Annotated in this window: 23 protein-coding genes; 16 read left to right on the forward strand and 7 right to left on the reverse strand. The window is 73.7% G+C overall.

Annotation, left to right across the window (positions count from 1 at the left end):
• Positions 1-28 precede the first annotated feature (28 nt).
• Entirely contained in the window at positions 29-556 is a 528-nt protein-coding gene (locus DEJ23_RS07275; RefSeq protein WP_181429168.1) for a GNAT family N-acetyltransferase, read from the forward strand.
• A gap of 38 nt (positions 557-594) precedes the next feature.
• Here DEJ23_RS07275 and DEJ23_RS07280 read toward each other — a convergent pair whose 3' ends face one another.
• Positions 595-870, reverse strand: coding sequence for a hypothetical protein (locus DEJ23_RS07280; protein WP_111239621.1), 276 nt, complete (start codon positions 868-870; stop codon positions 595-597).
• A gap of 100 nt (positions 871-970) precedes the next feature.
• Between DEJ23_RS07280 and DEJ23_RS07285 the strand changes: the two genes are divergently transcribed.
• From DEJ23_RS07285 to DEJ23_RS07295, 3 genes are read left to right on the forward strand one after another with little or no spacing between them, the layout of a single operon-like run.
• The gene (locus DEJ23_RS07285) at positions 971-1,657 is read left to right on the forward strand and encodes a hypothetical protein (RefSeq protein WP_111239622.1); all 687 of its coding nucleotides are present in this window, start codon (positions 971-973) and stop codon (positions 1,655-1,657) included.
• Positions 1,658-1,693: 36 nt separating this feature from the next.
• Entirely contained in the window at positions 1,694-3,139 is a 1,446-nt protein-coding gene (locus DEJ23_RS07290; protein WP_111239623.1) for an NAD(P)/FAD-dependent oxidoreductase, read from the forward strand.
• 3 nt (positions 3,140-3,142) lie between these two features.
• The gene (locus DEJ23_RS07295; protein ID WP_111239624.1) at positions 3,143-3,586 is read left to right on the forward strand and encodes an SRPBCC family protein; all 444 of its coding nucleotides are present in this window, start codon (positions 3,143-3,145) and stop codon (positions 3,584-3,586) included.
• A 66-nt stretch (positions 3,587-3,652) separates the two neighbouring features.
• Here the strand turns inward: DEJ23_RS07295 and DEJ23_RS07300 are convergent, their stop codons facing one another.
• Positions 3,653-4,471 carry a shikimate 5-dehydrogenase gene (locus DEJ23_RS07300; RefSeq protein WP_111239625.1) on the reverse strand — a complete coding sequence of 273 codons (819 nt, stop codon included), beginning with the start codon at positions 4,469-4,471 and terminating at the stop codon, positions 3,653-3,655.
• 97 nt (positions 4,472-4,568) lie between these two features.
• On the opposite strand from DEJ23_RS07300, the gene DEJ23_RS07305 reads away from it, so the two are divergent.
• A complete protein-coding gene (locus tag DEJ23_RS07305; RefSeq protein WP_111239767.1) occupies positions 4,569-5,942 on the forward strand; it encodes an L-serine ammonia-lyase in 1,374 nt (457 codons plus the stop codon).
• 24 nt (positions 5,943-5,966) lie between these two features.
• On the opposite strand, the gene DEJ23_RS07310 is transcribed toward DEJ23_RS07305, so the two are convergent.
• Positions 5,967-6,188 (reverse strand): hypothetical protein, encoded by a 222-nt coding sequence (locus DEJ23_RS07310; protein ID WP_146240219.1) that lies wholly within the window; start codon positions 6,186-6,188, stop codon positions 5,967-5,969.
• Positions 6,189-6,289: 101 nt separating this feature from the next.
• On the opposite strand from DEJ23_RS07310, the gene DEJ23_RS07315 reads away from it, so the two are divergent.
• The 7 genes from DEJ23_RS07315 (at position 6,290) to DEJ23_RS07345 (ending at position 14,784) form a co-directional block, all read left to right on the forward strand.
• Positions 6,290-6,538 (forward strand): hypothetical protein, encoded by a 249-nt coding sequence (locus tag DEJ23_RS07315; RefSeq protein ID WP_146240220.1) that lies wholly within the window; start codon positions 6,290-6,292, stop codon positions 6,536-6,538.
• Positions 6,539-6,583: 45 nt separating this feature from the next.
• Positions 6,584-8,269: a bifunctional 3'-5' exonuclease/DNA polymerase gene (locus DEJ23_RS07320; RefSeq protein ID WP_111239628.1), complete on the forward strand. Its 1,686-nt coding sequence runs from the start codon at positions 6,584-6,586 to the stop codon at positions 8,267-8,269.
• Between the two features lie 70 nt (positions 8,270-8,339).
• Entirely contained in the window at positions 8,340-9,230 is an 891-nt protein-coding gene (locus DEJ23_RS07325) for a phosphatase PAP2 family protein (protein ID WP_111239768.1), read from the forward strand.
• Positions 9,231-9,311: 81 nt separating this feature from the next.
• Positions 9,312-11,045: a serine/threonine-protein kinase gene (locus tag DEJ23_RS07330; protein WP_111239629.1), complete on the forward strand. Its 1,734-nt coding sequence runs from the start codon at positions 9,312-9,314 to the stop codon at positions 11,043-11,045.
• A gap of 51 nt (positions 11,046-11,096) precedes the next feature.
• A complete protein-coding gene (locus DEJ23_RS07335) occupies positions 11,097-14,240 on the forward strand; it encodes a GH92 family glycosyl hydrolase (protein WP_258375329.1) in 3,144 nt (1,047 codons plus the stop codon).
• 34 nt (positions 14,241-14,274) lie between these two features.
• Entirely contained in the window at positions 14,275-14,505 is a 231-nt protein-coding gene (locus DEJ23_RS07340; protein WP_111239630.1) for a hypothetical protein, read from the forward strand.
• A gap of 75 nt (positions 14,506-14,580) precedes the next feature.
• Complete coding sequence (locus DEJ23_RS07345; protein ID WP_146240221.1) at positions 14,581-14,784, forward strand: hypothetical protein; 204 nt, start codon at positions 14,581-14,583, stop codon at positions 14,782-14,784.
• A gap of 22 nt (positions 14,785-14,806) precedes the next feature.
• On the opposite strand, the gene DEJ23_RS07350 is transcribed toward DEJ23_RS07345, so the two are convergent.
• The 3 genes from DEJ23_RS07350 to DEJ23_RS07360 form a co-directional block, all read right to left on the reverse strand.
• Positions 14,807-15,745: an aldo/keto reductase family oxidoreductase gene (locus DEJ23_RS07350; RefSeq protein WP_111239632.1), complete on the reverse strand. Its 939-nt coding sequence runs from the start codon at positions 15,743-15,745 to the stop codon at positions 14,807-14,809.
• A 117-nt stretch (positions 15,746-15,862) separates the two neighbouring features.
• On the reverse strand, positions 15,863-16,474 hold the full coding sequence (locus DEJ23_RS07355) for a hypothetical protein (protein ID WP_111239633.1): 612 nt from the start codon (positions 16,472-16,474) through the stop codon (positions 15,863-15,865).
• 55 nt (positions 16,475-16,529) lie between these two features.
• Positions 16,530-17,285 carry an SDR family NAD(P)-dependent oxidoreductase gene (locus DEJ23_RS07360; protein ID WP_111239634.1) on the reverse strand — a complete coding sequence of 252 codons (756 nt, stop codon included), beginning with the start codon at positions 17,283-17,285 and terminating at the stop codon, positions 16,530-16,532.
• Positions 17,286-17,319: 34 nt separating this feature from the next.
• Here DEJ23_RS07360 and DEJ23_RS07365 point away from each other — a divergent pair, with 34 nt between their 5' ends.
• Complete coding sequence (locus DEJ23_RS07365) at positions 17,320-18,129, forward strand: putative RNA methyltransferase (protein ID WP_181429169.1); 810 nt, start codon at positions 17,320-17,322, stop codon at positions 18,127-18,129.
• Positions 18,130-18,333: 204 nt separating this feature from the next.
• Here DEJ23_RS07365 and DEJ23_RS07370 read toward each other — a convergent pair whose 3' ends face one another.
• The gene (locus tag DEJ23_RS07370; protein WP_111239636.1) at positions 18,334-18,753 is read right to left on the reverse strand and encodes a VOC family protein; all 420 of its coding nucleotides are present in this window, start codon (positions 18,751-18,753) and stop codon (positions 18,334-18,336) included.
• Positions 18,754-18,815: 62 nt separating this feature from the next.
• On the opposite strand from DEJ23_RS07370, the gene DEJ23_RS07375 reads away from it, so the two are divergent.
• From DEJ23_RS07375 to kdpA, 3 genes are all read left to right on the forward strand, one after another.
• Complete coding sequence (locus DEJ23_RS07375; RefSeq protein WP_111239637.1) at positions 18,816-19,769, forward strand: YafY family protein; 954 nt, start codon at positions 18,816-18,818, stop codon at positions 19,767-19,769.
• A 228-nt stretch (positions 19,770-19,997) separates the two neighbouring features.
• Positions 19,998-20,087: a potassium-transporting ATPase subunit F gene (locus DEJ23_RS07380; protein ID WP_111239638.1), complete on the forward strand. Its 90-nt coding sequence runs from the start codon at positions 19,998-20,000 to the stop codon at positions 20,085-20,087.
• Entirely contained in the window at positions 20,087-21,772 is a 1,686-nt protein-coding gene (gene kdpA, locus DEJ23_RS07385) for a potassium-transporting ATPase subunit KdpA (RefSeq protein ID WP_111239639.1), read from the forward strand. Before DEJ23_RS07380 ends, kdpA begins: the two co-directional genes overlap by 1 nt.
• The last annotated feature ends 2 nt before the right edge of the window (positions 21,773-21,774 follow it).

Here is a 21,774-nt window from a genome sequence, read left to right on the forward strand (position 1 = left end):
ACACGCATGCGTGCATAGTGTCGGACGCGTGGCGGCTTCGGGACGGGACCTCGGCGACGGGTGCGCACTCACCCTGCGCGACCTGAGCACCGTCGACGCCGTGCACGACCTCGTCCAGCGCAACCTCGGGCGGCTCCGCGCCGCCGAACCGTGGGCGTGGGCGTCGGTGTCGCGGGACTCGCTCGTGCTCCACACCGAGCAGCTCCTCGCGCAGTACGCGATGGACCGTGCCGTGCCGTGCGTCATCCGGGCGGACGACCGGGTGGTGGGGTGCGCGTCCCTCGCGCTCGACGCCTACCTGGGCCAGGCGTCGCTCGGCTACTGGGTGGACGCGGAGCACGAGGGCCGGGGGATCGTCCGCCGCGCGGCCACCGCACTCGTGGAGGTCGCGTGGGAGCGCGGGAGTGCCCGTGTCGAGATCCGGACGGGGGTCGACAACGTGCGGAGCCGCGGGCTGGCGGAGCGGCTCGGGTTCCGGCACGAGGGCACGCTGCGCTCCGCGCTGCCGCTCGGACCCCGGCGGACGGACGTGGCGGTGTACGGCCTGGTGCGCTGACGGCGCGAGGACGCGTCGTCGGATCGTCGGTCGCGGCGTCAGCGGCCCTGCGTCACGCCCGTCCAGACCGCGGCCGCGCCGCCGACCACGAGCAGGACACCGACGAGGACCCACACCGCCAGGGCGACGAGGTTGAGGAGGATGCCCCACCCCGCCCGGCTGCGGGCCGCGGGTTCGCGCCCGCGGGAGGCGACGCCGAGGCACAGGCCCACGACGGGGGCGAAGAAGGTCCACCCGGCGAGCAGCGAACAGATCCCGAGCACGAGGCTCGCGGTGCCGAGGCCGGTCCGAGGGGCGGGCTGCATGGTGGTCATGCACTCGACGTTACGGTCCTGGCGGGCCGGGGGCGTCCCTCCAGGGCGTGATCCAGGGTCCCCCTGCGGACGGACGGTGGGACGCCGGTATCGTCGGAGCATGGCCCTGTTCGGACGACGCAACAAGCACGACGTGCGCGACCGCCCCGTGAGCCAGGTGGAGCTGAAGCGGGCGGTCGACGAGGGCTTCCTCATCGCGAAGGCCGCGGTGACCGTCGCCGTGGCGAACCGGATCATCACGAACGCACTGCGTGACCAGGGGTACTTCGACCACGCCGTCATCGCCGAGGCCACCCGCCAGGAACTGCACCGCATGGCGGAGGAGCAGCGCGGCGACGCGGCCCGCATGCGGGAGATCCGGGCGACGTCGAGCAAGCAGAAGGGGCGCTCGCGGCACCAGCACGACTACCGGCGGGGCGACGACCTGAAGCTCCGCACGCGCGAGGCGACCTACGAGCAGCTCGCGACGATGCTCGACCGGCGCCGCGACGACCAGGGCTTCGTCGACGGCATCGTGCTGCAGGCCCGGGCACGCGCGTGGGACGACATCGGCACCACGGTCGTCGGACGGCTCGGCTGGGCGCAGCGTCCGACCGACGACTACGAGATCGGGCGGGACGAGCGGCTGCAGCAGATGCTCGACGAGGACTTCGCGGCGCTGCTCGCCGAGCACCCGGCAGGTGCGGAGGCACCCGCGGCCACCCCGGCGGACGCCGACGAGCCGGACGAGGGCGACGGGCCCGAGGACGGCACGGACCCCGCGGACGCGGACACCGCCCGCCCCTGACCGCTCGCCGGGGCTCCGGTCCCTAGGCTCGTGCACATGGTGGATGCGGTGGTCGTCGGTGCCGGACCGAACGGGCTCGCTGCGGCGGTGACGCTCGCGCGGGCCGGTCTCTCGGTCGAGGTCGTCGAGCGGAACGACACGATCGGCGGCGGTGCGCGCACGGCGGAGCTCACCCTGCCCGGGTTCCACCACGACGTCTGCTCCGCCGTCCACCCGATGGCGCTGCAGTCCGAGTTCTTCCGGCGGTTCCGCATGGAGGACCGCATCGAGCTCCGGTTGCCCGAGGTGCAGTACGGCCACCCGCTCGACCGGGGCCGGGCCGGCATCGCGTACCGCGACCTCGAGCGCACCGCCGAGGGCCTCGGCCTCGACGGCCGGGCGTTCCGGAACCTCATGGCGCCGCTGTCCGGCAACGCCGACCAGGTCGCCGACTTCGCCACCGACGCGCTCCTGCACGTCCCGCGACACCCGCTGACGGTGCTGCGGTTCGGCCTCCGGGCGCTGGAGCAGGGCAGCGTGGCCTGGAACGCTCGCTTCCGGGACGAGGTCGCGCCCGCGATGGTGTCCGGCGTCGCAGCGCACTCGATCCAGCACATGCCGTCGCTGTCGACCGCCGCCGCGGCCCTGTCGCTCGGCTCGTACGCGCACGCCCGCGGATGGCCGGTGCCGATCGGGGGCAGCCAGGCGATCGTCGACGCGCTCGCCGCCGACCTGGTCGCGCACGGCGGCACGATCGAGACCGGTCGCGAGGTCCGCTCCCTGGGCGACCTCACCCCGGCCAAGGCGGTGCTGTTCGACACGAGCGTGCCCGGGATGCTCGGGATCGCCGGGAATCAGATCCCGACGCCGAAGCGCGGGGCGCTGCGGCGCTTCCGGTTCGGCAACGCGGCGGCGAAGGTCGACTTCGCCCTCTCCGACCCGGTGCCGTGGACGAACGCCGAACTGCGCCGCGCGGGCACGGTGCACATCGGCGGTACCCGGGCGGAGATCGCCGAGGCGGAGCAGGCGGTCGCCCGCGGCCAGCACGCCGAGCGCCCCTACGTGCTCGGTTCGGAGCCGACCGTGGTCGACCCGAGCCGCGCGCCCCGCGGGAAGCACGTCTTCTGGGCGTACGCACACGTGCCCGCAGGCTCCGACGTCGACCCGACGGACGCGGTCGTCCGGCAGATCGAGCGGTTCGCCCCGGGCTTCCGCGACACGATCCTCCGGTCGAGCAGCCGCACCGCGGTGCAGATGGGGGAGTACAACCCGAACTACGTCGGCGGCGACATCGCCGCCGGGGCCGCCAGCTTCTGGCAGCTCGTCAAGCGGCCCGTCCTGTCGTCGGACCCCTGGCGGATGGGTGGCGGCATGTACCTGTGCTCGGAGTCGTCCGCGCCCGGCCCGGGTGTGCACGGCATGGCCGGTTGGCACGCGGCCCGGAGTGCGCTGCGGCACACGTTCGGGATGTCCGAGCACGTCGAACTCGCACCGGAGGACTGAACCATGGCCAAGAACGTCCGCATCCTGCACTGCAGCCCGGAGGACGTCTTCGACGTCCTCCGTGACGGCTGGCTCTACCCGACGTGGGTCGTCGGCGCCTCACGCATGCGGGGGCAGGAGAAGGGGTGGCCGGCGGTCGGCGCTGCGCTGCACCACTCGTTCGGCGTCTGGCCGTTCGTCATCAACGACACGACGACGGTGCTCGAGTACGCCGAGCCCCGGCGGATGGTCACCCAGGCGCGCGGCTGGCCGGTCGGTGAGGCCCGCGTCGAGATCGACGTCGAGCCGCACCCGCGCGGGTGCAAGGTCACGATGCGCGAGAACCCCGTCGAGGGCCCGGGGACCCTCGTGCCCGGGTTCATCGCACAACCGGGCATCTGGGTCCGCAACCGCGAGAGCGTCCGCCGGCTCGGCTGGGTCGCGACCGGTCGCGCACGGAACGGCTGACGTGACGGCCGGGAGGAGCGGGGCGGCGCCGCCCCGCTCCTCCCGGCCGGCACGCGGTCGCGCTCGTCACTCCGCGCGGCTGAACTCGCTGGCGCGCCGGACCTGGTCGTCCGTCAGGGCGACGCCCGTGTAGCGCTCGAACTGCCGTGCGGCCTGCAGGGCGATGACCTCGGCACCCGTGATGACCCGCGCACCCGCTCCACGGCCGGCCCGCACGAGCGGGGTCTCCGAGGGGAACGCGACGACGTCGAACACCGTGGCCGCGGCGTCGACGCGGTCCTGCTCGAAGGCGAGCACGTCCTCGTCCGCGCCGCGCATCCCGAGCGGCGTGACGTTCACCAGGACGTCGGCATCCGGCGCCTCCTGCTCGGTCGCGACCCAGTCGAACCCGTACTGCTCCGCCAGTGCCGGGCCGGTGTCGGTGTTCCGCGCGACGACCGTCAGCTGCTCGAAGCCCGCGCCGCGGAAGGCCGCCGTGACCGCCTTCGCCATGCCGCCGGACCCGCGGAGCACCACGCGGGCGGCCGGGTCGACCTCGTGGGTACGGAGCAGGGAGGCCACGGCCTCGTAGTCGGTGTTCGAGGCGGTGAGCACGCCGTCGTCGTTCACCACGGTGTTGATCGACTGGATCGCGGCCGCGGAGTCCTCGACCACGTCGACGAGGGGGATGATCGCCTCCTTGAAGGGCATCGACACCGAGCAGCCGCGGATCCCCAGGGCGCGGATGCCGGTGACGGCTCCGGGCAGGTCGGTCGTCGTGAACGCCTTGTACGCGAAGTTCAACCCGAGCTCGTCGTACAGGAAGTTGTGGAAGCGCGTGCCGATGTTGCTCGGCCGGGCCGCGAGCGAGATGCAGACCTGCATGTCCTTGTTGAGGATGGGCATGGCACGAGTCTCCCACGACCTCGCCGATGGAGCGGTCCATCCCGGTCCGGCTGGCGGCGCTGGTCGCCACCCCGTCTGGACGGGTTAGTGTGGCGTGGTGCCGGTCTCCGTCTTCGATCTGTTCAGCGTCGGGATCGGCCCGTCGAGTTCCCACACCGTCGGGCCGATGCGTGCCGGAGCGGCGTTCGCCGCCGGGCTGACCGGCGTTCCCGTCGTCGGGCTCGACGTCCACCTGTACGGCTCGCTCGCGTCGACCGGGCAGGGGCACGGCACGCTCGGCGCGGTGCTCGCCGGCCTGATGGGCTCCGACCCCGAGACCGTCGACCCGGACGCCATGGCGGCGGCACTCGACGACCTCGAGCGGACGGGGACGCTGCGGCTCGCGGGAGGCACCTCCGTGCCCTTCCGGCAGGCCGACATCGTCCTGCACCCGCTGACCATGCTGCCCCGCCACCCCAACGCCATGCGGCTGGCCGCGACCGCCGCGGACGGCACGGTGCTGGCCGAGGAGACCTACTACTCGATCGGCGGTGGGTTCATCACGAGCGACACCGAGGGCGCCGTGTCCGAGGCCGCGATCCCGGTCGACGACGCCGTGCCGCACCCGTTCTCGAGCGGTGCCGAGCTCCTCGCGGCCTGTGCGGCGACCGGCCTGCCCGTCAGCGGCGTCGCGATGGCGAACGAGACCGTCACCCGGAGCGTCGAGGACGTCCGCGCGGGCCTCCTCCACGTGCACGACGTCATGCAGGAGAGCGTCGAGCGGAGCATCCGCCGCACCGGCACCCTGCCCGGCGGCCTGACCGTGCGGCGCCGCGCGGCGGACTGGTACGGGCAGCTCACGCGCGACGACCCGCACCACGACCCGCTCTTCGCCATGGAGTGGGTGAACCTCACCGCGATGGCGGTCAACGAGGAGAACGCCACCGGCGGCCGTGTCGTGACGGCGCCGACGAACGGCGCCGCCGGCATCATCCCCGCCGTGCTCTTCTACGCGCTCACCTACGTGTCCGAACTCGCTCCGGAGGACCACGACGACGCCGTGGTCCGCTTCCTGCTCACCGCCGGCGCGGTCGGGTCGATCTACAAGGAACGGGCGTCGATCTCCGGCGCCGAGGTCGGCTGCCAGGGCGAGGTCGGTTCTGCGGCGTCGATGGCGGCGGCCGGGCTCGCCGAGGTGCTCGGCGGGACGCCGGAGCAGGTCGAGAACGCCGCCGAGATCGCGATGGAGCACAACCTCGGGCTGACCTGCGACCCGATCGGCGGTCTCGTGCAGATCCCGTGCATCGAGCGGAACGCCATCGCGGCGAACAAGGCGATCAACGCCGCCCGGATGGCCATGCGTGGCGACGGCGTGCACCACGTGTCGCTCGACCAGGTGGTCGAGACGATGCGGCAGACGGGTGCCGACATGTCGACGAAGTACAAGGAGACCGCGATGGGTGGTCTGGCGGTCAACGTCCCGCTCTGCTGATCCGCGTCAGGGCGAGGGGGACGGTCAGCCGACCTGCATCTCCAGCGTCGTCGAGCACGGTGCGACGTGGTGCTGTCCGTCGTCGGCGCGGACGACGAGCGACGGGCGGCCGTGCGCGTCGAGCACGTCGACCGCCGTCCCCGAGACGAGCCGACCGCGGTCCTCGTAGCGCACGACGGCGTGCATCGGGACGTCGTCCGGCGCCACCGATCGCCACCGCGGTGCTCCTGCGTGTTCCGTTGCCATGCGCATCATCATGGCGGTTGTCCGATTCGCGCACGAATCGACGAGTCTGGCTCAGCTGCTCCACCGGGTGCCGTGCGCGCGACGCGGGTAGCGTCGTGACCATGAGCGACACGGACCACGACCACCTCGACGACGGCGTCGACATGAGCTTCGAGGAGCGTCGGCAGGACACCTTCCGCAGGATGTCCGGCTCGGACGAGCACGACGCGGACCGGCGGATCGAGGTCTCGGAGGGCTCGGACGGCGACGTCCGCATCGACGTCGCCGACACCGCCGCCGTGCGCCCGGGCGACGCCGCCGGCACCGACCCCCGCACGGACGCGACGCAGGACGCCCACTCCGACCGCTGACGGGTCGGCCGCCCCGCCGACGGTGGTGCACGGCATGATCGTCTGGTGCACCTCGTCCTCCACCGCGTCGACGGCGGCGTCACCGCGACGCCCCTGACCGACGCGGGGGAGCCGCTGGGCGACCCGAGCCGCCTGGACGAGCAGCGCCTCCCGGCCTTCGTCGCCGCACACGACGGACCGGACGTGCGCTGGGTCTGGGACGACACCGCCCGGTGGTACCCGGCGGTCCTCGCCGCCGGCGGACGCGTCGCCCGGTGCGTCGACCTCCGGCTCTGCCGCCGCATCCTGCGCGGTGCGCTCGCCGCGCGGGGCACCGCGCTGGCCGCCGCCCCACAGGACGCGTGGGACGCCCCCGGCCAGGAGGCCCGCCCCACCCGCCCGACCCAGGCCCGCCTCTTCGACGACGCGCTCTTCGCCGTCGCACCCGCCGACGACGCCGCGGACCCGGTCGCCGAGTTCCGTCGCCAGCTCGATGCGATCGCCGGATCGACGACCCCGGGCGCGCTGCGCCTGCTGACGACCGCGGAGTCGGCGGGGGCGCTCGTCGCCGCCGAGGTCCTCCACGCCGGGCTGCCCTGGCGCGCCGACGTGCACGAACGGCTGCTCGAGGAGGCCCTCGGCCCGCGGGTGCCCGCCGGGGTGCGCCCGCGACGGCTCGAGCAGCTGGCGGGCGAGATCCGCGCGCACCTGGGGGACCCCTCCCTCAACCCGGACTCGCCGGCCGACGTGCTGCGGTCGCTCCGGGCAGCCGGACTGGTCGTGTCGTCGACGCGGAAGTGGGAGCTGCAGGAGCTCGAGCACCCGGTGATCGCGCCGCTGCTCGAGTACAAGCGCCTGTCCCGGCTGCTCACCGCGAACGGCTGGGCCTGGCTCGACGAGTGGGTCGTCGACGGGCGGTTCCACCCGAGGTACGTCGTGGGCGGGGTGGTCACCGGGCGCTGGGCGGCGGACGGCGGCGGCGCCATGCAGCTGCCGAAGACGGTCCGCAGCGCGGTGGTCGCGGACGACGGCTGGGTCTTCGTGGTCGCGGACGCGGCGCAGCTCGAGCCGCGGGTCCTCGCCGCGATGGCGGGCGACCGGGCGATGGCGTCCGCCGGTGACGGGCGCGACCTGTACGACGGCGTCGTGGCGTCCGGGGCGGTCGAGACCCGGCAGCAGGCGAAGGGCGCGATGCTCGGGGCGATGTACGGGGCGACCCAGGGTGACGCCGGGCGGCTCGTGCCCCGGCTGGCGCGGGCGTTCCCGGCGGCGCTCGGGCTGGTCGACCGGGCTGCACGCGCGGGGGAGCGCGGAGAGCCGGTGACGACGCTGCTCGGGCGGACGTCACCGGTCCCCGACGAGTCCTGGTCCGCCGCCCGCAGCCGCGCGTGGTCGGTGGACGGCACCCCGGCGCAGCAGCGGGCGGTCGAAGCACGTGCCCGGAGCTGGGGACGGTTCACGCGCAACTTCGTCGTGCAGGGGACCGCCGCCGAGTGGGCGCTGGCGTGGATGGGGTCGCTGCGCACGCGGCTCGCGACGAGGTTCCCCGGTCCCGTGACGGCGGGCCCGCACCTGGTGTTCTTCGTGCACGACGAGATCGTGGTGCACACCCCGGTCGAGCACGCGGCGTTCGTCGCCGAGCAGGTCCGGGCCGCGGCGGCGGACGCCGGACGCCTGCTGTTCCGCGACTTCCCGGTGGTGTTCCCGCTGACCGTGTCGACGGTGCGTGACTACGGGGCCGCGAAGGACTGAGCAGCGCGGCGGTGGAGCGGGGCGTCCGCCGTGGCGGGTGTTCGCAGGGTCCGGCGGGCAGGGTGGGTCGATGGATCGAGACCACCACGACGAGAGCGGCGCGGCCGACACGGCTGCGACCGCGGCACGGCAGGTCGACCGTGCCGAGCGCGCCGCCGTCACCGAGGACCGGCACGTCGGCGACCTCGACCTGACGTCGTGGCGCTCACGTGCGGGCCACGCCGCCGCCGAGGGCTGGGCGGCGCTCGGTCGTCGGTACGGCGCGCTGCCGCTGCTCGTCGTGACCCTGCTCGTCGGCATCGGGATCGCCGCCACCGCGACCTGGGCGGCGTCCGAGGTGTACGACGCCGTCCGTGCGTCCGACGACGTCGCCGTGCTCGACCGTCCCGTCCTGGACTGGATGCTCACGCTGCGTTCCCCGTTCGCCGACCAGGCGGTCACGTGGTGGACCGACATCGCCGGCACGATCGGCATGCCGATCGTCGCCGTCTGCTTCCTGGTCGGCTTCACCGTGCAGCGACGGGCGTGGACGCCCCTGGTGCTGCTCGTGGCCGCGAGCGGCGGATCGCTCCTGATGACCGTCGCGGGCAAGGACCTGATCGGCCGCGCCCGTCCGCCGTTGTCCGACGCGGTGCCGCCCTACGAGCACTCGCCGTCGTTCCCGTCCGGGCACACGCTCAACGCCACCGTGATCGTCGGCACGATCGTGTACCTGCTCATCCTGCGGCAGTCGCGCGTGGTCACGCGGGTGTGGACCATCGCGCTCGGGACGCTCTTCGTCCTGTCGGTCGGGGTGTCGCGGGTGTTCCTCGGACACCACTGGACCACGGACGTCCTGGCCGCGTGGGCCCTGGGGCTGGCGTGGCTCGCACTCGTGGTCACCGCGCACCGGTTGTACCTGACGGCCCTGGACCGCGGAGCGCACCCGGTGCAACGCGGTCCGGCCCCGGCGATCCGGTGAGCGCGCCGCCGGGGCGTCGGGACCGCGCACAGCAGACGACACCGGCATGCCCGGTCAGGTCGCCACGGTAGGTTTCCCGGCATGGCAGAACGGGTCTTCGGCGGCAGGTACCGCGTCACCGGCACGCTCGGGCACGGCGGCATGGCCTCCGTCTACCGCGCCGTGGACGAGCAGCTCGGCCGCGAGGTCGCCGTCAAGGTCTTCCGCATCGGTGCCGTCGACAACGGCGAGCGTGCCCGGGCAGAGGCCGAGATCCACACCCTCGCCGCGCTCCGCAGCCCCTCGCTCGTCACCCTGTACGACGCCGCACTCGACGACGTCGACGGCGACTCGTACCTCGTCATGGAGCTCGTGCCGGGCAGCGACCTGGACACCCGACTGCGCGAAGGCCCGCTCGACACCACGACCACGGCCCGTGTCGGTGCGCAGGTCGCCGAGGGGCTCGCCGCCGTGCACGCGCAGGGCATCGTGCACCGGGACGTGAAGCCGGCGAACGTGCTCCTCGAGAGCGACGGCGAGCACGTCAAGCTCGCCGACTTCGGCATCGCCCTGCTCCGCGACGCCGCGCGCGTGACCGGCACCGGCACCGTGATCGGCACCGCCGCGTACATCTCCCCGGAGCAGGTCCTCGGCCGCGAGGTCACCGGCCAGGCCGACGTCTACGCCCTCGGGCTCGTGCTGCTGCAGTGCCTGACCGGCGAGCGGCCGTTCCCCGGCAGCGCCGTCGAGTCCGCCACGGCGCGGCTCACCCGGGGCCCCGAGATCGACCAGCACCTGCCCACCGCGTGGCGGACGCTGCTGCACGTCATGACGGCGCAGGACCCGGGCGAGCGGCCGACCGCCGCCGAGGCGGCACGACGCCTGCGCGCGCTCGAGCGTGACGGCACCGCGCCGGCCACCCAGCTGCTGCCCGGGAGTCCCGGGGCGCTCACCCGCGCCGCAGGCGGCGTTGCGGGGGCTGCCGCCGCGGGCGCCGCGCTCGGTGCCGCCGGCGGGGGCGCGGCCTCCGCCGACCAGGCGACCCAGGCGATGCCCCCGGCGGCTGCCCCCGCCGACGGCGTGGACGCGGCGACGCGCGCGTACGACCGGACCGCCCCGTTCGCGCAACCCGGTGGACGGTCCGGTGGGCAGGACGACGTCGCGACGACGGTCCTCGGCGCCCAGCGCGGTGCCGGTGCCGGTGGCGTCGGCGGCGCCGCTGCGGGCGGTGCCGCGGTCGGCGGGGCCGCAGCGGGTGGTGCCGCAGCACGTGGCGCCGGTGGTGCAGCGGGCGGCGCCGGCCGAGCCGGAGCGGAGACCGACGGCCCGGGGCGCCGACGCGGACCGATCATCGCCGCGGTCGTCGTGGCACTCCTCGTGCTCGCCGGGATCGGCGTCGCGCTGTTCGCCCTGGGCGGCGACGACGACAGCACGCCTGCGCCGACCGAGTCGAGCGAGCCGTCCACGCCGACCGACCAGCAGTCGAGCGAACCGGAGCAGCAGCCCAGCCAGGAGGAGCAGCCGAGCGAGCCCGCGCCGGAGCCGAGCCAGCCCGAGCAACAGCCGAGCGAGCCCGCACAGGAGCCGAGCCAGCCCGAGGAGCAGCCGAGCGAGCCCGCGGACGAGCCGAGCGTCGGCCCCGAGCCGGGCGGGCCCGCGTCGAACCCCGTGGAGGCACCGCAGGGCGGCAACGGCAACGGCAACGGCAACGGCAACGGCAACGGCCCCGGGAGCAACAGCGGCAAGGGCAACGGCGCCGGTGCTGCAGACACGACGGTCGACACGACCGTCGGTTCGCTGACGGACGGCCCCGGGAAGGGTCACGGCCGCGGCTGACCACCGGCCCTTCGCCTTTCGTCGAGACGATGGAGCAAATAGGCTTGCCCGGTGCGTGAACTGCAACGGAGCGGTGGTCCGACGACGGCGGTGGCAGCCCGGAACGGTGTCGGGTGGACCTCGGCCGAGGCGTGGCTGCTCGAACGCCCCGCCGACACCGACGAGACGGTGGCGGTCGTCCCCGTCCACGGTGGGCGGACGATCGCGCCGGGTGACGAGCTGTCATGGGTCTGGTTCCCGGAGCGGACGCTGCCCGAGGGGCACGACGAACCCGACGAGGCGGACCTCGAGCACTTCTGGGACGCGACGGCCTGTTCGCTCGACGTCGTGTTCACCGACGGCACCCGCCTGAGCGACGCGGCGCCGGACCGGACGGCGACCGACCAGTACGGCACCCGGCTGACGCCGGAGGCGCAGGCAGCGGCCCGCACGCAGTGGGTGGACCAGTGGAACCGACGCGCGGTGGACCTCACGCCGTCCGCCGGACGGGTGGTCGACCGCCTGGAGGCACGGCTCGGCTCCGCCACGCCGTCCACCCCCGGCGACGCTGCGCGGCCGGCGCTCCGCGGATGGCTCGACGACGTCCGGCTCGGTCGGGCGCGGCCGGCTCCGGAGACGCCGCTCGGCCGCGTCCGCACGACCCGCGGCACCCAGGCGTCGTCCCGGTTCTCCCGCGGCAACACCGCCCCGCTCGTCGGGCTCCCGCACGGCGGCGTCTTCGGCCTCCCGATGACCGACGCGTCGAGCAACCGGTGGCCGTACGCGTACCACGAGCACGTCGTCACCACCGACGACGGCCGCGTCCGACCGGCGCTCCAGGCCTTCGCGACGAGCCACATCCCGTCGCCGTGGATGGGCGACCGCGGGGTGTTCCAGGTGATGCCCTCTCCGCTCGCCACCCCCGACACCGACCGTCGGGCCCGGGCGCTCGCGTTCGACCACGACGACGAGCAGGACGGCCCGCACCGCTACCGGGTCGCCCTCGACCAGGGCGTCACCGCCACGATGACGGCCGGGGCCTTCGCCCTCGGGTTCCGCTTCACCGGGGTGCGCAGCATCGTGCTCGACCACCACGGGCGCGTGGCCGACGCGTCCGTCCGGATCGCGGACGGCACCGCCGTCGTGGACGTGCTCCTCGACGACCGCCCGGGGACGCCGCCGCACCACGTGCACCTGCGCGTGCCGGGTGCGACCGCCGACCGGACGTCGGTGGAGGACGGGCAGCTCCGGGGGTGGATCGAGGTCGACGGCGACACCGACGTGCTGCTCGGGATCTCGACGGTCTCGCCCGAGGACGCCCGCGCGAACCTCGACGCGGCCGGGTCCTTCGATGCGATGTGCGCCGAGGCTGAGGCGCAGTGGACGGCGAAGCTCGCGACCCTGTCGTTCGAGGGCGCGACCCCGGAGCAGCTGACGGCGCTGTACTCCGGGCTGTACCGGCTCTTCCTGTACCCGAACCGCGCCGGCGAGACCGCGCGCGACGGGGTCCCGCGGCACCGCTCCCCGTACGGGTCGGTGCTCGCCGATCCGATCCGTGACGAGCCCGGGCCCGAGGTCGTCGAGGGTCCCTTCACCACGACGAACGGGTTCTGGGACACCTACCGGACGGCCTGGCCGCTCCTCGCACTCCTCACCCCGGAGACGGCGGGCGAGCTCGCCCAGGGGTTCGTCGCGCACCACCACGACGGGGGGTGGACGCCGCGGTGGAGCGCACCCGGCGCCGAGGACGTCATGACCGGCACCACGAGCGACACCGTCTTCGCGGACCTCGCGGTCAAGGGCGTGACCGGCTTCGACCTGACCGAGGCCTACCGGAGCGCGGTGCGGAACGCGACCGTCCCGCCACGCGACGAGCGGGTCGGACGCAAGGGGAGCCTCCCGGGCGCCTTCCGCGGCCACGTCGACACGGCGACCTCCGAGGGGATGAGCTGGACCCTGGACGCGGCCATCAACGACTGGGGGATCGCCGTGATGGCGGGCCTGCTCGCGTCGTGCGCGACGACGGCCGACGAGCTCGGCCGGTACGAGGCCGAGGCGGAGTGGTTCGCCCGGCGGTCCCTGCAGTACCGCAACGTCTTCGACGCCGAGCGCGGCTTCTTCATCGGCCGCGATCCGGACGGCTCGTGGCGGGTCGGCACCGAGTTCGACCCGCGCGACTGGGGCGACGACTACACCGAGACCAATGCGTGGGGGACCGCGTTCACCGCGCCGCACGACGGCGCGGGCGTCGTCGACCTGCACGGCGGCCCGGCCCGCTTCGACGCGGCGCTCGACGCGCTCTTCGCGACGCCCGAGACGGGCGCGACCGTGCGTTCCGGCTCGTACGGCTTCGCGATCCACGAGATGACCGAGGCGCGTGACGTCCGGATGGGCATGCTCGGGCTCTCGAACCAGCCGGCGCACCACATCCCGTTCTTCCCGATGTTCACCGGACGCCACGACGACGCGCACCGCATCGTGCGCGCGTGCCTCGAGCGGTTGTTCGTCGGGTCCGACCTCGGCCAGGGCTACCCCGGCGACGAGGACAACGGCGAGATGAGCGCGTGGTACGTGTTCGCGACGATCGGGCTGTACCCGTTGGCGCCGTCGACGGGCACCTACGTGCTCGTGCCGCCGTCGGTCCGCCGGACGGTGCTGGCACAGCCGGGAGGCACGGAGACCGTCCTCGAGGTCGCCGCCGGTTCGTCCGGAGCCCACCTCGCGTCGGTGACGGTGGACGGGTCGCCCTGGACGTCGATCAGCATCCCGCACGAGGTGGTCGTCCGGGCGTCCCGCATCGAGTTCACGCTGTCCGAGGAGCCGACCGGCTGGGCGTCGGCGACCCGCCCGGTCTCGGCGTCGGACGTGCACGGGTACCGGGACGTCCCCGTCGACCTGCTGCCGGTGGGGGTCTCGCCGCTCACCGACGACACCGGACGGACCGTGACGGAACTGTCGCCCGGTGCGACCGTGACGCTGCCCGCACCGGGCGCCGAGGCGGCCCTGGTGACGGTGACGGTCGCGCGGCCGGGGTCGTACTCGTGGCGGACGACGCTCGGGGACACCGAGACCGTGGTCCGGGACGCCGTGTTCGAGCACCCGGGGCAGACGCGGGTGTTCCGGTTCCTCGGTCGGGGCGACACGTTCACCTTCACCGCGGACACGGCCGTGCCGCTCACGCAGCTCGAGCTCGTCGCGGCGGACGGACAGCGTTGACCCGGCGTTCACCCGGCGGGAGCACGCTCGGGGCATGTCGATGAGCACACCGTTCGATCCCCAGCAGCCCGGCGCCGACGTCCCCGTGGACGGGAGCGACGAGACCGAGATCGAGGTCGAGGAGGACCGCGGGGCCGACGTCGGCCCCGACTCGGTCGACCCGGGCACCTCGCCGGTCTCCCACGAGGACGAGGACGAGGCGGGCGGCGGCCCGGTCTTCCGTCGTCCGCAGGTGGGCGACCGGCTGCACCCCGACGACCTCTGACGGGGTCCTGACGGTCTGATGGCCGCCGCGCCCGCTCACCGCTGATTGCCAAGCGGGCGCGGCATGCTCGGGCGCATGTCGTTTGCGAACGCGTTCGACCCGTCGAAGGGTCGCGCAATCCCCGAGGACCAGGTCAGCGAGGACGGGCTCGAGCTCGACGAGGAGACCGCCGCCGAGCTCGGCATCTCGTTCGACGTGGTCGGTGGCGCATCGGCGGACCCGACACGGGTGTCGCCCGTCGACGTCCACGTGCCGAGCGCCCCGGTCGCCGACGACTGACCGCCGACGACCGGGCGGCCCCTCAGGGGACGGTGTGCCCCGCCGCGGTCAGGACGCGGTACCACTCCTCGCGCGAGAGCTCGACGTCCGAGCCGGCGGCCGAGTCCCGGACGCGCTGGGGGTTCGTCGTACCGAGGACGACCTGGAAGTGCGCGGGGTGTCGGGTGATCCACGCGACTGCGATGCCCGTCGGCGTGACGCCGTGCGCCGAGGCCAGCTCCTCGAGGACGTCGTTCAGCTCGGCGTACTGCTCACGGTCGCCCAGGAAGACGCCGTCGAAGAAGCCCTTCTGGAAGGGCGACCAGGCCTGCAGCGTCACGCCGTTCAGGCGAGCGTGGTTGAGGATGTCGTTGTCCCGGTCGATCGACTGGTCGAGACCGGCCATGTTCGCCGTGAGGCCCTGCGTGATGACGTTCGCGTGCGTGATGCTCAGCTGCACCTGGTTGAACGCGAGCGGCTGCCGGACGGACTGCTGCAGCAGCTCCACCTGACCGGGGGTGTGGTTCGAGACGCCGAAGTGGTGCACCTTGCCGGCGGCGTGCAGCTCGTCGAACGCCTTCGCGACCTCCTCGGGCTCGACGAGCGCGTCGGGGCGGTGCAGGAGCAGCACGTCCACGTAGTCGGTCTGCAGCGCCTCGAGGGACTCGTGCACGGACTCGAGGATGTGCTCGTACGAGAAGTCGAAGTAGGCCCCGTTCGGCGTCGGCCGGATGCCGACCTTGGTCTGCAGCTGGACCTCGGCGCGCTCCGACGGCGACAGGGTCACCGCCTCGCCGAACCGCGCCTCGCACCCGTGCCAGCCGCCGTAGACCGCAGCGTGGTCGAACATCGTGACGCCCGCGTGGCGCGACGCCGAGTAGAGCGCGCGGATGTCCTCGTCGCTCATGTCGTTGATCCGCATGAGCCCGACGACGACGTCGGATGCGGTGAGGTCGGTCTGTGGCAACTCCAGTGTCTTCACACGGTCGATCCTGCCAGCGGTCGCCGTGCGCAGAGAGGCCCTGCCGGTGCCCGTCGCGTCGAGCGGCCAGGGGCTGACGTCGGCCCTCAGGTCGGGCGCTCAGGCCAGGCGCTCACGTCAGGCGGGGAGCACCGCGACGACCGCGTGGTGGTCGCCCCACGATGCCGTGAGCGTCTCGCCCGCCGGCACCGGCAGTCCGACCACCCGCAGCACGACGAGGTCGCCGTGGTCCGTCCGCACCGTGGTCTCGGCGCCGTCCGTCCGCGGCTCGACCGCGGTCACCGTGGGGGAGTCCGGAGCCGATCCGCTACCCGCCGCCGTCCCCTCCTTGTCGAGCCGCCCGGAGCCGTCGGCTCGCTCGAGCTCGGCCTCGTGGCCGCCGGTGGCGATCGCGCGGCGCAGGACGTCGGCGTACACCGGGTCCGCGACGGCGTCGTACACCCACCGGTGCCCGAGCACCGAGTGGTGCATCTCGCACACCAGGGAGCCACCGGCTCCGTCGAGCGGAGCGCCCCGGTACGTCAGCGGGGTGTGCAGGAGCCGGCCGTCGGGCGTCCGCACGATGATCACCTCGACGCCGACCTCGCCCTCCGGGTCGTCGAACCGGAAGCGGGTGACGATGTCGACCGGCATGCCGGCGGTGAGCCCGCTCCACGGCTGCGCGGGCAGCCAGACGGCGAGGGCCTCGGCCTTGGACGGTCGGAGTTCTGCGCGGTGGATGACGGCCATGACCCGACGGTACCGAGGACACCTCGGCTCCTGCCGTCGGCCCGCCGCGTGGAGGTCAGTGCACCGAGAAGCCGCCGTCGACCGCGATCGACTGGCCCGTGACGTAGGCAGCACCGGGCCCGGCGAGGAACACCGCCGCAGCGGCGAAGTCCGACGCCGCACCGTTGCGACCGACGAGCGTCCGTGCCGCGAGCGCTGCGACCCGCTCGGGGTCGGCGGACAGCCGCTCGTTCAGGGCGGTCTGCACGAAGCCCGGCACCAGGACGTTGGAGGTGACCCCGCTGCCCGACCAGGCCTCTGCCTGGGACCGGGCCAGTGCCTCCAGGCCGGCCTTCGACACCCCGTACGCGCCGCTCGCGGCGAAGGGGCGGTGCGCCTGCTGCGAGCTGATGCCGATGATCCGGCCGTGGCCCCGCGCGGCCATGCCGGGTGCGAGCCGCTGCCCCAGCACGAACGGTGCGTCGAGGTTGACGGCCATCGTCGCGTCCCACGTGTCCTCGTCGAGGTCCGGCATCGGCGGCCGCAGGTTGATGCCCGCCGAGTTGACGAGGACGTCCACCTCGCCGACGGCGTCCGCGAGCGCGTGGGCTCCCGCTCGGGTGGACAGGTCGGCGACGACCCCCGTGGCGGACCCGCCGCCGGTGGTGATCGTCGCGACGGTCTCGTCGATCGCGTGCCGTGTCCGTGCGGCGACCAGCACGTGGGCGCCGGCGTCCGCGAGGGCGAGCGCGATCGCCCGGCCGATGCCGGAGCTGCCCCCGGTGACGAGGGCGCGGCGTCCGTCCAGACCGAAGAGCTGCTCGAGCGACATCCGGCCAGGCTACCGACGCCCGTACGCTGGGGCGGTGCGCGACGACCTGCTCCCCGTGCTCGCCTGCCCCGTCTGCGCCGAGCCCCTCGCCCGCGTCGACGGCGGACCGGTCGGCTGCGCCTCCGGACACCGGTTCGACGAGGCGAAGCAGGGCCACCTGACGCTGCTGCCCGCGAAGCGTCGGGCCCTCACCGCGGACACCCCGGACATGGTCGACGCCCGGATCCGGTTCTTCGGCCGCGGACACTACGCGCCGGTCGAACGGGCGCTCGCCGAGGTGGTCGCCGGCGCGACCGCACCAGGCGTCGTGCTCGACGTCGGGTCCGGCCCCGGCACCTACCTGGCGCACGTGCTCGAGGCGGCCGACGACCGCACTGGGGTCGCACTGGACCTGTCGCCCGTCGCGATCCGACGGGCGGCACGCGTGCACGCGCGGGCGGGAGCGGTCGTCGGGGACGTGACCGAGCGCCTCCCGGTCGTCGGTGATGCGGTTGCGGTCGTGCTCGACGTCTTCGCCCCGCGCAACCGGCGGGAGTACGCGCGGGTGCTGCACCCGGGCGGGATGCTCGTCGTCGTGACGCCGCGGACCGGCCACCTGGCGGAGCTCGCGGAGGCGACGATCGCGGTGGACCCGGAGAAGGAGCGACGGCTGCGGGAGTCGCTCGAGCCGACGTTCGTGCAGCGGCGGTCCGACGACCTGACCTGGACGATGGACCTGTCGGCGGAGGACGTGCACGACGTGGTGCACATGGGGCCGAGCCACCACCACGTCGATCCGGACCGGACGTTCGCGCCCGCTTCGGTGACCGCTGCCGTGACCGTCAGCACGTGGACGGTGGCCTGACGTCCGTCGCCTCTCGGGCTGCCGTCCGGCGCGCGATCGGTGCGCCGTCCAGCGGTCGGGCCGCCGTCCACCGCGAGATCGGTGGTGCAGAAGACGTCGAGTACGCGGACGCGACCCGACGTCTTCTGCTCCACCGACGTGCCACACGACACGACACGACGCGACGCGACGCGACGCGACGGTCACGTGGCACGGTGCTCGGGCTCAGCCCTCGGCCGGCGCCACGTCGAGCTGCCACACGACGCCGAACCGGTCGCGGAGCTGCCCGGCGAGCGGTGCCCACGGCGACGGCGCGAGCGGCTGCCGGACCTCCGCCCCCTCGGACAGGGCTGCCCAGTACCGCTCGACCTCGGCCGCGTCGTCTCCGTGGACGAACACGTAGAACGCGTTGGCGCCCTGGTCGTACGGCTGGTCGGGCCAGACGTCGAACGCCATGATCCGGAAGCCGGCGTCGGTGGTCACCTGCCCGAAGACGATGCGATCCGCCCAGTCCGGGTCCTGCGAGGCGCCCATCTGTCCGTAGGTCGCCGCCGTGACGGTGCCGCCGAAGGCAGCGGCGTAGAAGTCGAGGGCCTCGCGGGCCTGGCCGTCGAAGTTGATGTGGGTCGTGGTCTCGATGCTCATGGGCACAGCGTCTCGAGCATTGCGGTCAGATCGTGACCGGTTCTCCGACGAAGATGGATCCCATGGCCGGACCGTCGTCGCGCATGCTCGCCCTGCTCTCGCTGCTGCAGGTGCACCGCGAGTGGACGGGCGACGAGCTCGCGGAGCGCCTGACGATGAGCCCGCGGACGCTCCGTCGCGACGTCGACCGGCTCCGCGAGCTCGGCTACCGGATCGACTCCGTGCGGGGTCCGGCCGGCGGCTACCGACTGGCAGCGGGATCCGACCTGCCCCCGCTGCTGTTCGACGACGACCAGGCGGTGGCGATCGCCCTGGCGCTCGCCGTGGCCCCGGCGTCCGGTGCCGACATCGCCGAGTCCGCGGTGCGTGCCCTCGCGACGGTCCGACAGGTGATGCCCGAGCGGCTGCGGCACCGGGTCGACCTGGTGGGTGCCGTGGTCGGGCCGACGGGGCCGCGGGTCGACCCGGACGTGCTCGTCGCCGTCAGCGAGGCCGTGCACCGCCACGAGTTCCTGCGCTTTGCGTACGGGGAGCAGGACAGCCCGCACCGGGTCGAGCCGCACGCGGTCGTCGCCCGGCACGGCCGGTGGTACCTGCTCGCGTGGGACCCCGAGCACGACGAGTGGCGCACCTACCGCGTCGACCGGATGACGCCGCGGATGCCGACGCGGCTCGCCTTCGCCCCGCGTGCCGTGCCTGGGGGAGACGCGGCGGCCTTCGTCTCGGCGCGCTTCAAGGGGGCCGAGCGCGAGGACGTGTGGCCGTGCCGGGGCAGCGTCCTGCTGGCGGTGCGGGACGCCGCGCGGGTGGCGCCGTACCTGGCCGAGGACGCCGTGCTCGAGCCACTCGATGACGATGACGACCGCCGACGGCTGACGCTCGGGTCGTGGTCGTGGGACGGCCTCGCCGGCGTGGTCGCCGCACTGACGGTGCCGTTCGTCGTCGAGGGACCGGACGAGCTCCGTGCGGCGGTGCGGCGTTCGGCGGACCGGCTGGAGCGTGCCGCGGTGCGTTAGGGCGGTGCACGCGTTCGTCAGGAGGGCGTCAGGATTCCGTGAGGACCGGCCTGGAGGCACGGAACCGGAACCAGCATCGGTTCCGCACCACACGTGGTGCGGTCCGCGCCGCCCGGCGTCGGCCCCGCAGCAATCCCTGGAGTCCTTCGTGTTCGACGTCTTCGTCGTCGCCGGTGTCCTCGCCGTGTTCGGCGTGGTGGCACTCATCGCCAAGGGGGTGGAGCGACTGTGATCGTCGTCACCATCGCCGCCGCCGTCCTCGGCATCGCCGCGGTCGTCTACCTCGTGTGGGCGCTCGTGCACCCGGAGCGGTTCTGATGAGCGCTGGTGACACCTGGGCCGGCATCGCCCAGGTCGCCACGCTCGTCCTGCTCCTCGTCGTCGCGCACCGCCCGCTCGGCGACTGGATGGCGCGCGTCTACACGCCGACGAAGCACGCCCGTGTCGAGCGTGTCGTCTACCGGGTGATCGGCGTCGACCCGGACGCCGAGCAGTCCTGGCCCGCGTACCTGCGCGGCGTGCTGCTCTTCAGCGCCGTCGGGCTCCTGCTCGTCTACCTGCTGCAGCGGATCCAGGTCGTGCTGCCGGGTGACCTCGGCCTGCCGAACGTCGGACCGGCCCTCGCCTTCAACACCGCGGCGTCGTTCGTCGCGAACACGAACTGGCAGTCCTACTCGCCCGAGGCCACCGTCGGCTACACGGTGCAGATGGCGGGTCTGGCGGTCCAGAACTTCCTGTCCGCCGCGGTCGGTCTCGCGGTCGCCGTCGCCCTGGTGCGCGGCTTCGCACGCCGGAGGTCCGGCACGCTCGGCAACGTCTGGGTCGACGTCGTCCGCGGCACCGGTCGTCTGCTGCTGCCCGGGGCGTTCGTCTTCGCGGTCGTCCTGGTCGCCGGCGGCGTCGTGCAGTCCTGGGGGACCGGCACCGACGTCACGACGCTGGTCGGGGGGACGCAGCACGTCCCCGACGGGTTCGTCGCGTCGCAGGAGGCCATCAAGGAGCTCGGCACGAACGGTGGCGGCTACTTCAACGCGAACTCGGCCCACCCGTTCGAGAACCCGCAGGCGTGGACGAACCTCGTCGAGATGTTCCTGCTCCTCGTTATCCCGTTCTCGCTGCCCCGCACGTTCGGCCGTCTCGTCGGGGACACCCGCCAGGGGTACGCGATCCTCGCCGTGATGGGCACGATCTTCCTGGTGTCCCTCTCGGTCATGTCGATCGCGGAGACCGCGGGCGGCGGCAGCGCCACCCAGGCGGCCGGTGCGGCGACGGAGGGCAAGGAGGCGCGCTTCGGCATCCTCGGATCGACGCTCTTCGCGACCGCCACGACCTCGACGTCCACCGGCGCGGTGAACGCCATGCACGACAGCTTCACCCCCGTCGGCGGCATGATGGCGCTCGTCAACATGATGCTCGGCGAGGTCACACCGGGCGGTGTCGGCTCCGGCCTGTACGGCATGCTCGTGCTGGCGGTCATCACGGTGTTCATCGGCGGCCTGCTCGTCGGGCGCACGCCGGAGTACCTCGGCAAGAAGATCCGTGCCCGCGAGATGACCTTCGCCGCGCTGTACATCCTCGTCACGCCGACCCTGGTGCTGCTCGGTACCGGACTGTCCCTGGTGATCCCGGGCGTCCGGGAGCAGGTCCTCGGCACGAGCATCTTCAACCCGGGCAACCACGGCCTGTCCGAACTGCTCTACGCCTTCACCTCGGGTGCGAACAACAACGGTTCGGCGTTCGCCGGTCTCACCGCGAACACCACGTGGATGAACTCGGCGCTCGGCGTCGTGATGCTGCTCGGCCGGTTCATCCCGATCGCCCTCGTCCTGGCGCTCGCCGGGTCGCTCGCGGCGCAGGACAAGGTGCCCGCGACCGTCGGCACCCTGCCCACGAACCGGCCGCTGTTCGTCGGCCTGCTCGGAGCCGTCGCCGTGATCGTCACCGCCCTCACCTACTTCCCGGTCCTCGCCCTCGGTCCGCTGGCCGAGGCCCTCTCCCGATGAAA

The organism is Curtobacterium sp. MCSS17_008, from assembly GCF_003234185.1.
In the GTDB taxonomy this organism is placed as follows: Bacteria; Actinomycetota; Actinomycetes; order Actinomycetales; family Microbacteriaceae; genus Curtobacterium.

What these genes read in the sequence shown, in the direction of transcription:
- DEJ23_RS07280 (WP_111239621.1), bottom strand. Translation starts at nt 870, where the DNA reads ATGACCACCATGCAGCCCGCCCCTCGGACCGGCCTCGGCACCGCGAGC.
- DEJ23_RS07285 (WP_111239622.1), top strand. Translation starts at nt 971, where the DNA reads ATGGCCCTGTTCGGACGACGCAACAAGCACGACGTGCGCGACCGCCCC.
- DEJ23_RS07290 (WP_111239623.1), top strand. Translation starts at nt 1,694, where the DNA reads ATGGTGGATGCGGTGGTCGTCGGTGCCGGACCGAACGGGCTCGCTGCG.
- DEJ23_RS07295 (WP_111239624.1), top strand. Translation starts at nt 3,143, where the DNA reads ATGGCCAAGAACGTCCGCATCCTGCACTGCAGCCCGGAGGACGTCTTC.
- DEJ23_RS07300 (WP_111239625.1), bottom strand. Translation starts at nt 4,471, where the DNA reads ATGCCCATCCTCAACAAGGACATGCAGGTCTGCATCTCGCTCGCGGCC.
- DEJ23_RS07310 (WP_146240219.1), bottom strand. Translation starts at nt 6,188, where the DNA reads ATGGCAACGGAACACGCAGGAGCACCGCGGTGGCGATCGGTGGCGCCG.
- DEJ23_RS07315 (WP_146240220.1), top strand. Translation starts at nt 6,290, where the DNA reads ATGAGCGACACGGACCACGACCACCTCGACGACGGCGTCGACATGAGC.
- DEJ23_RS07325 (WP_111239768.1), top strand. Translation starts at nt 8,340, where the DNA reads ATGGATCGAGACCACCACGACGAGAGCGGCGCGGCCGACACGGCTGCG.
- DEJ23_RS07330 (WP_111239629.1), top strand. Translation starts at nt 9,312, where the DNA reads ATGGCAGAACGGGTCTTCGGCGGCAGGTACCGCGTCACCGGCACGCTC.
- DEJ23_RS07340 (WP_111239630.1), top strand. Translation starts at nt 14,275, where the DNA reads ATGTCGATGAGCACACCGTTCGATCCCCAGCAGCCCGGCGCCGACGTC.
- DEJ23_RS07345 (WP_146240221.1), top strand. Translation starts at nt 14,581, where the DNA reads ATGTCGTTTGCGAACGCGTTCGACCCGTCGAAGGGTCGCGCAATCCCC.
- DEJ23_RS07355 (WP_111239633.1), bottom strand. Translation starts at nt 16,474, where the DNA reads ATGGCCGTCATCCACCGCGCAGAACTCCGACCGTCCAAGGCCGAGGCC.
- DEJ23_RS07360 (WP_111239634.1), bottom strand. Translation starts at nt 17,285, where the DNA reads ATGTCGCTCGAGCAGCTCTTCGGTCTGGACGGACGCCGCGCCCTCGTC.
- DEJ23_RS07370 (WP_111239636.1), bottom strand. Translation starts at nt 18,753, where the DNA reads ATGAGCATCGAGACCACGACCCACATCAACTTCGACGGCCAGGCCCGC.
- DEJ23_RS07375 (WP_111239637.1), top strand. Translation starts at nt 18,816, where the DNA reads ATGGCCGGACCGTCGTCGCGCATGCTCGCCCTGCTCTCGCTGCTGCAG.
- kdpA (WP_111239639.1), top strand. Translation starts at nt 20,087, where the DNA reads ATGAGCGCTGGTGACACCTGGGCCGGCATCGCCCAGGTCGCCACGCTC.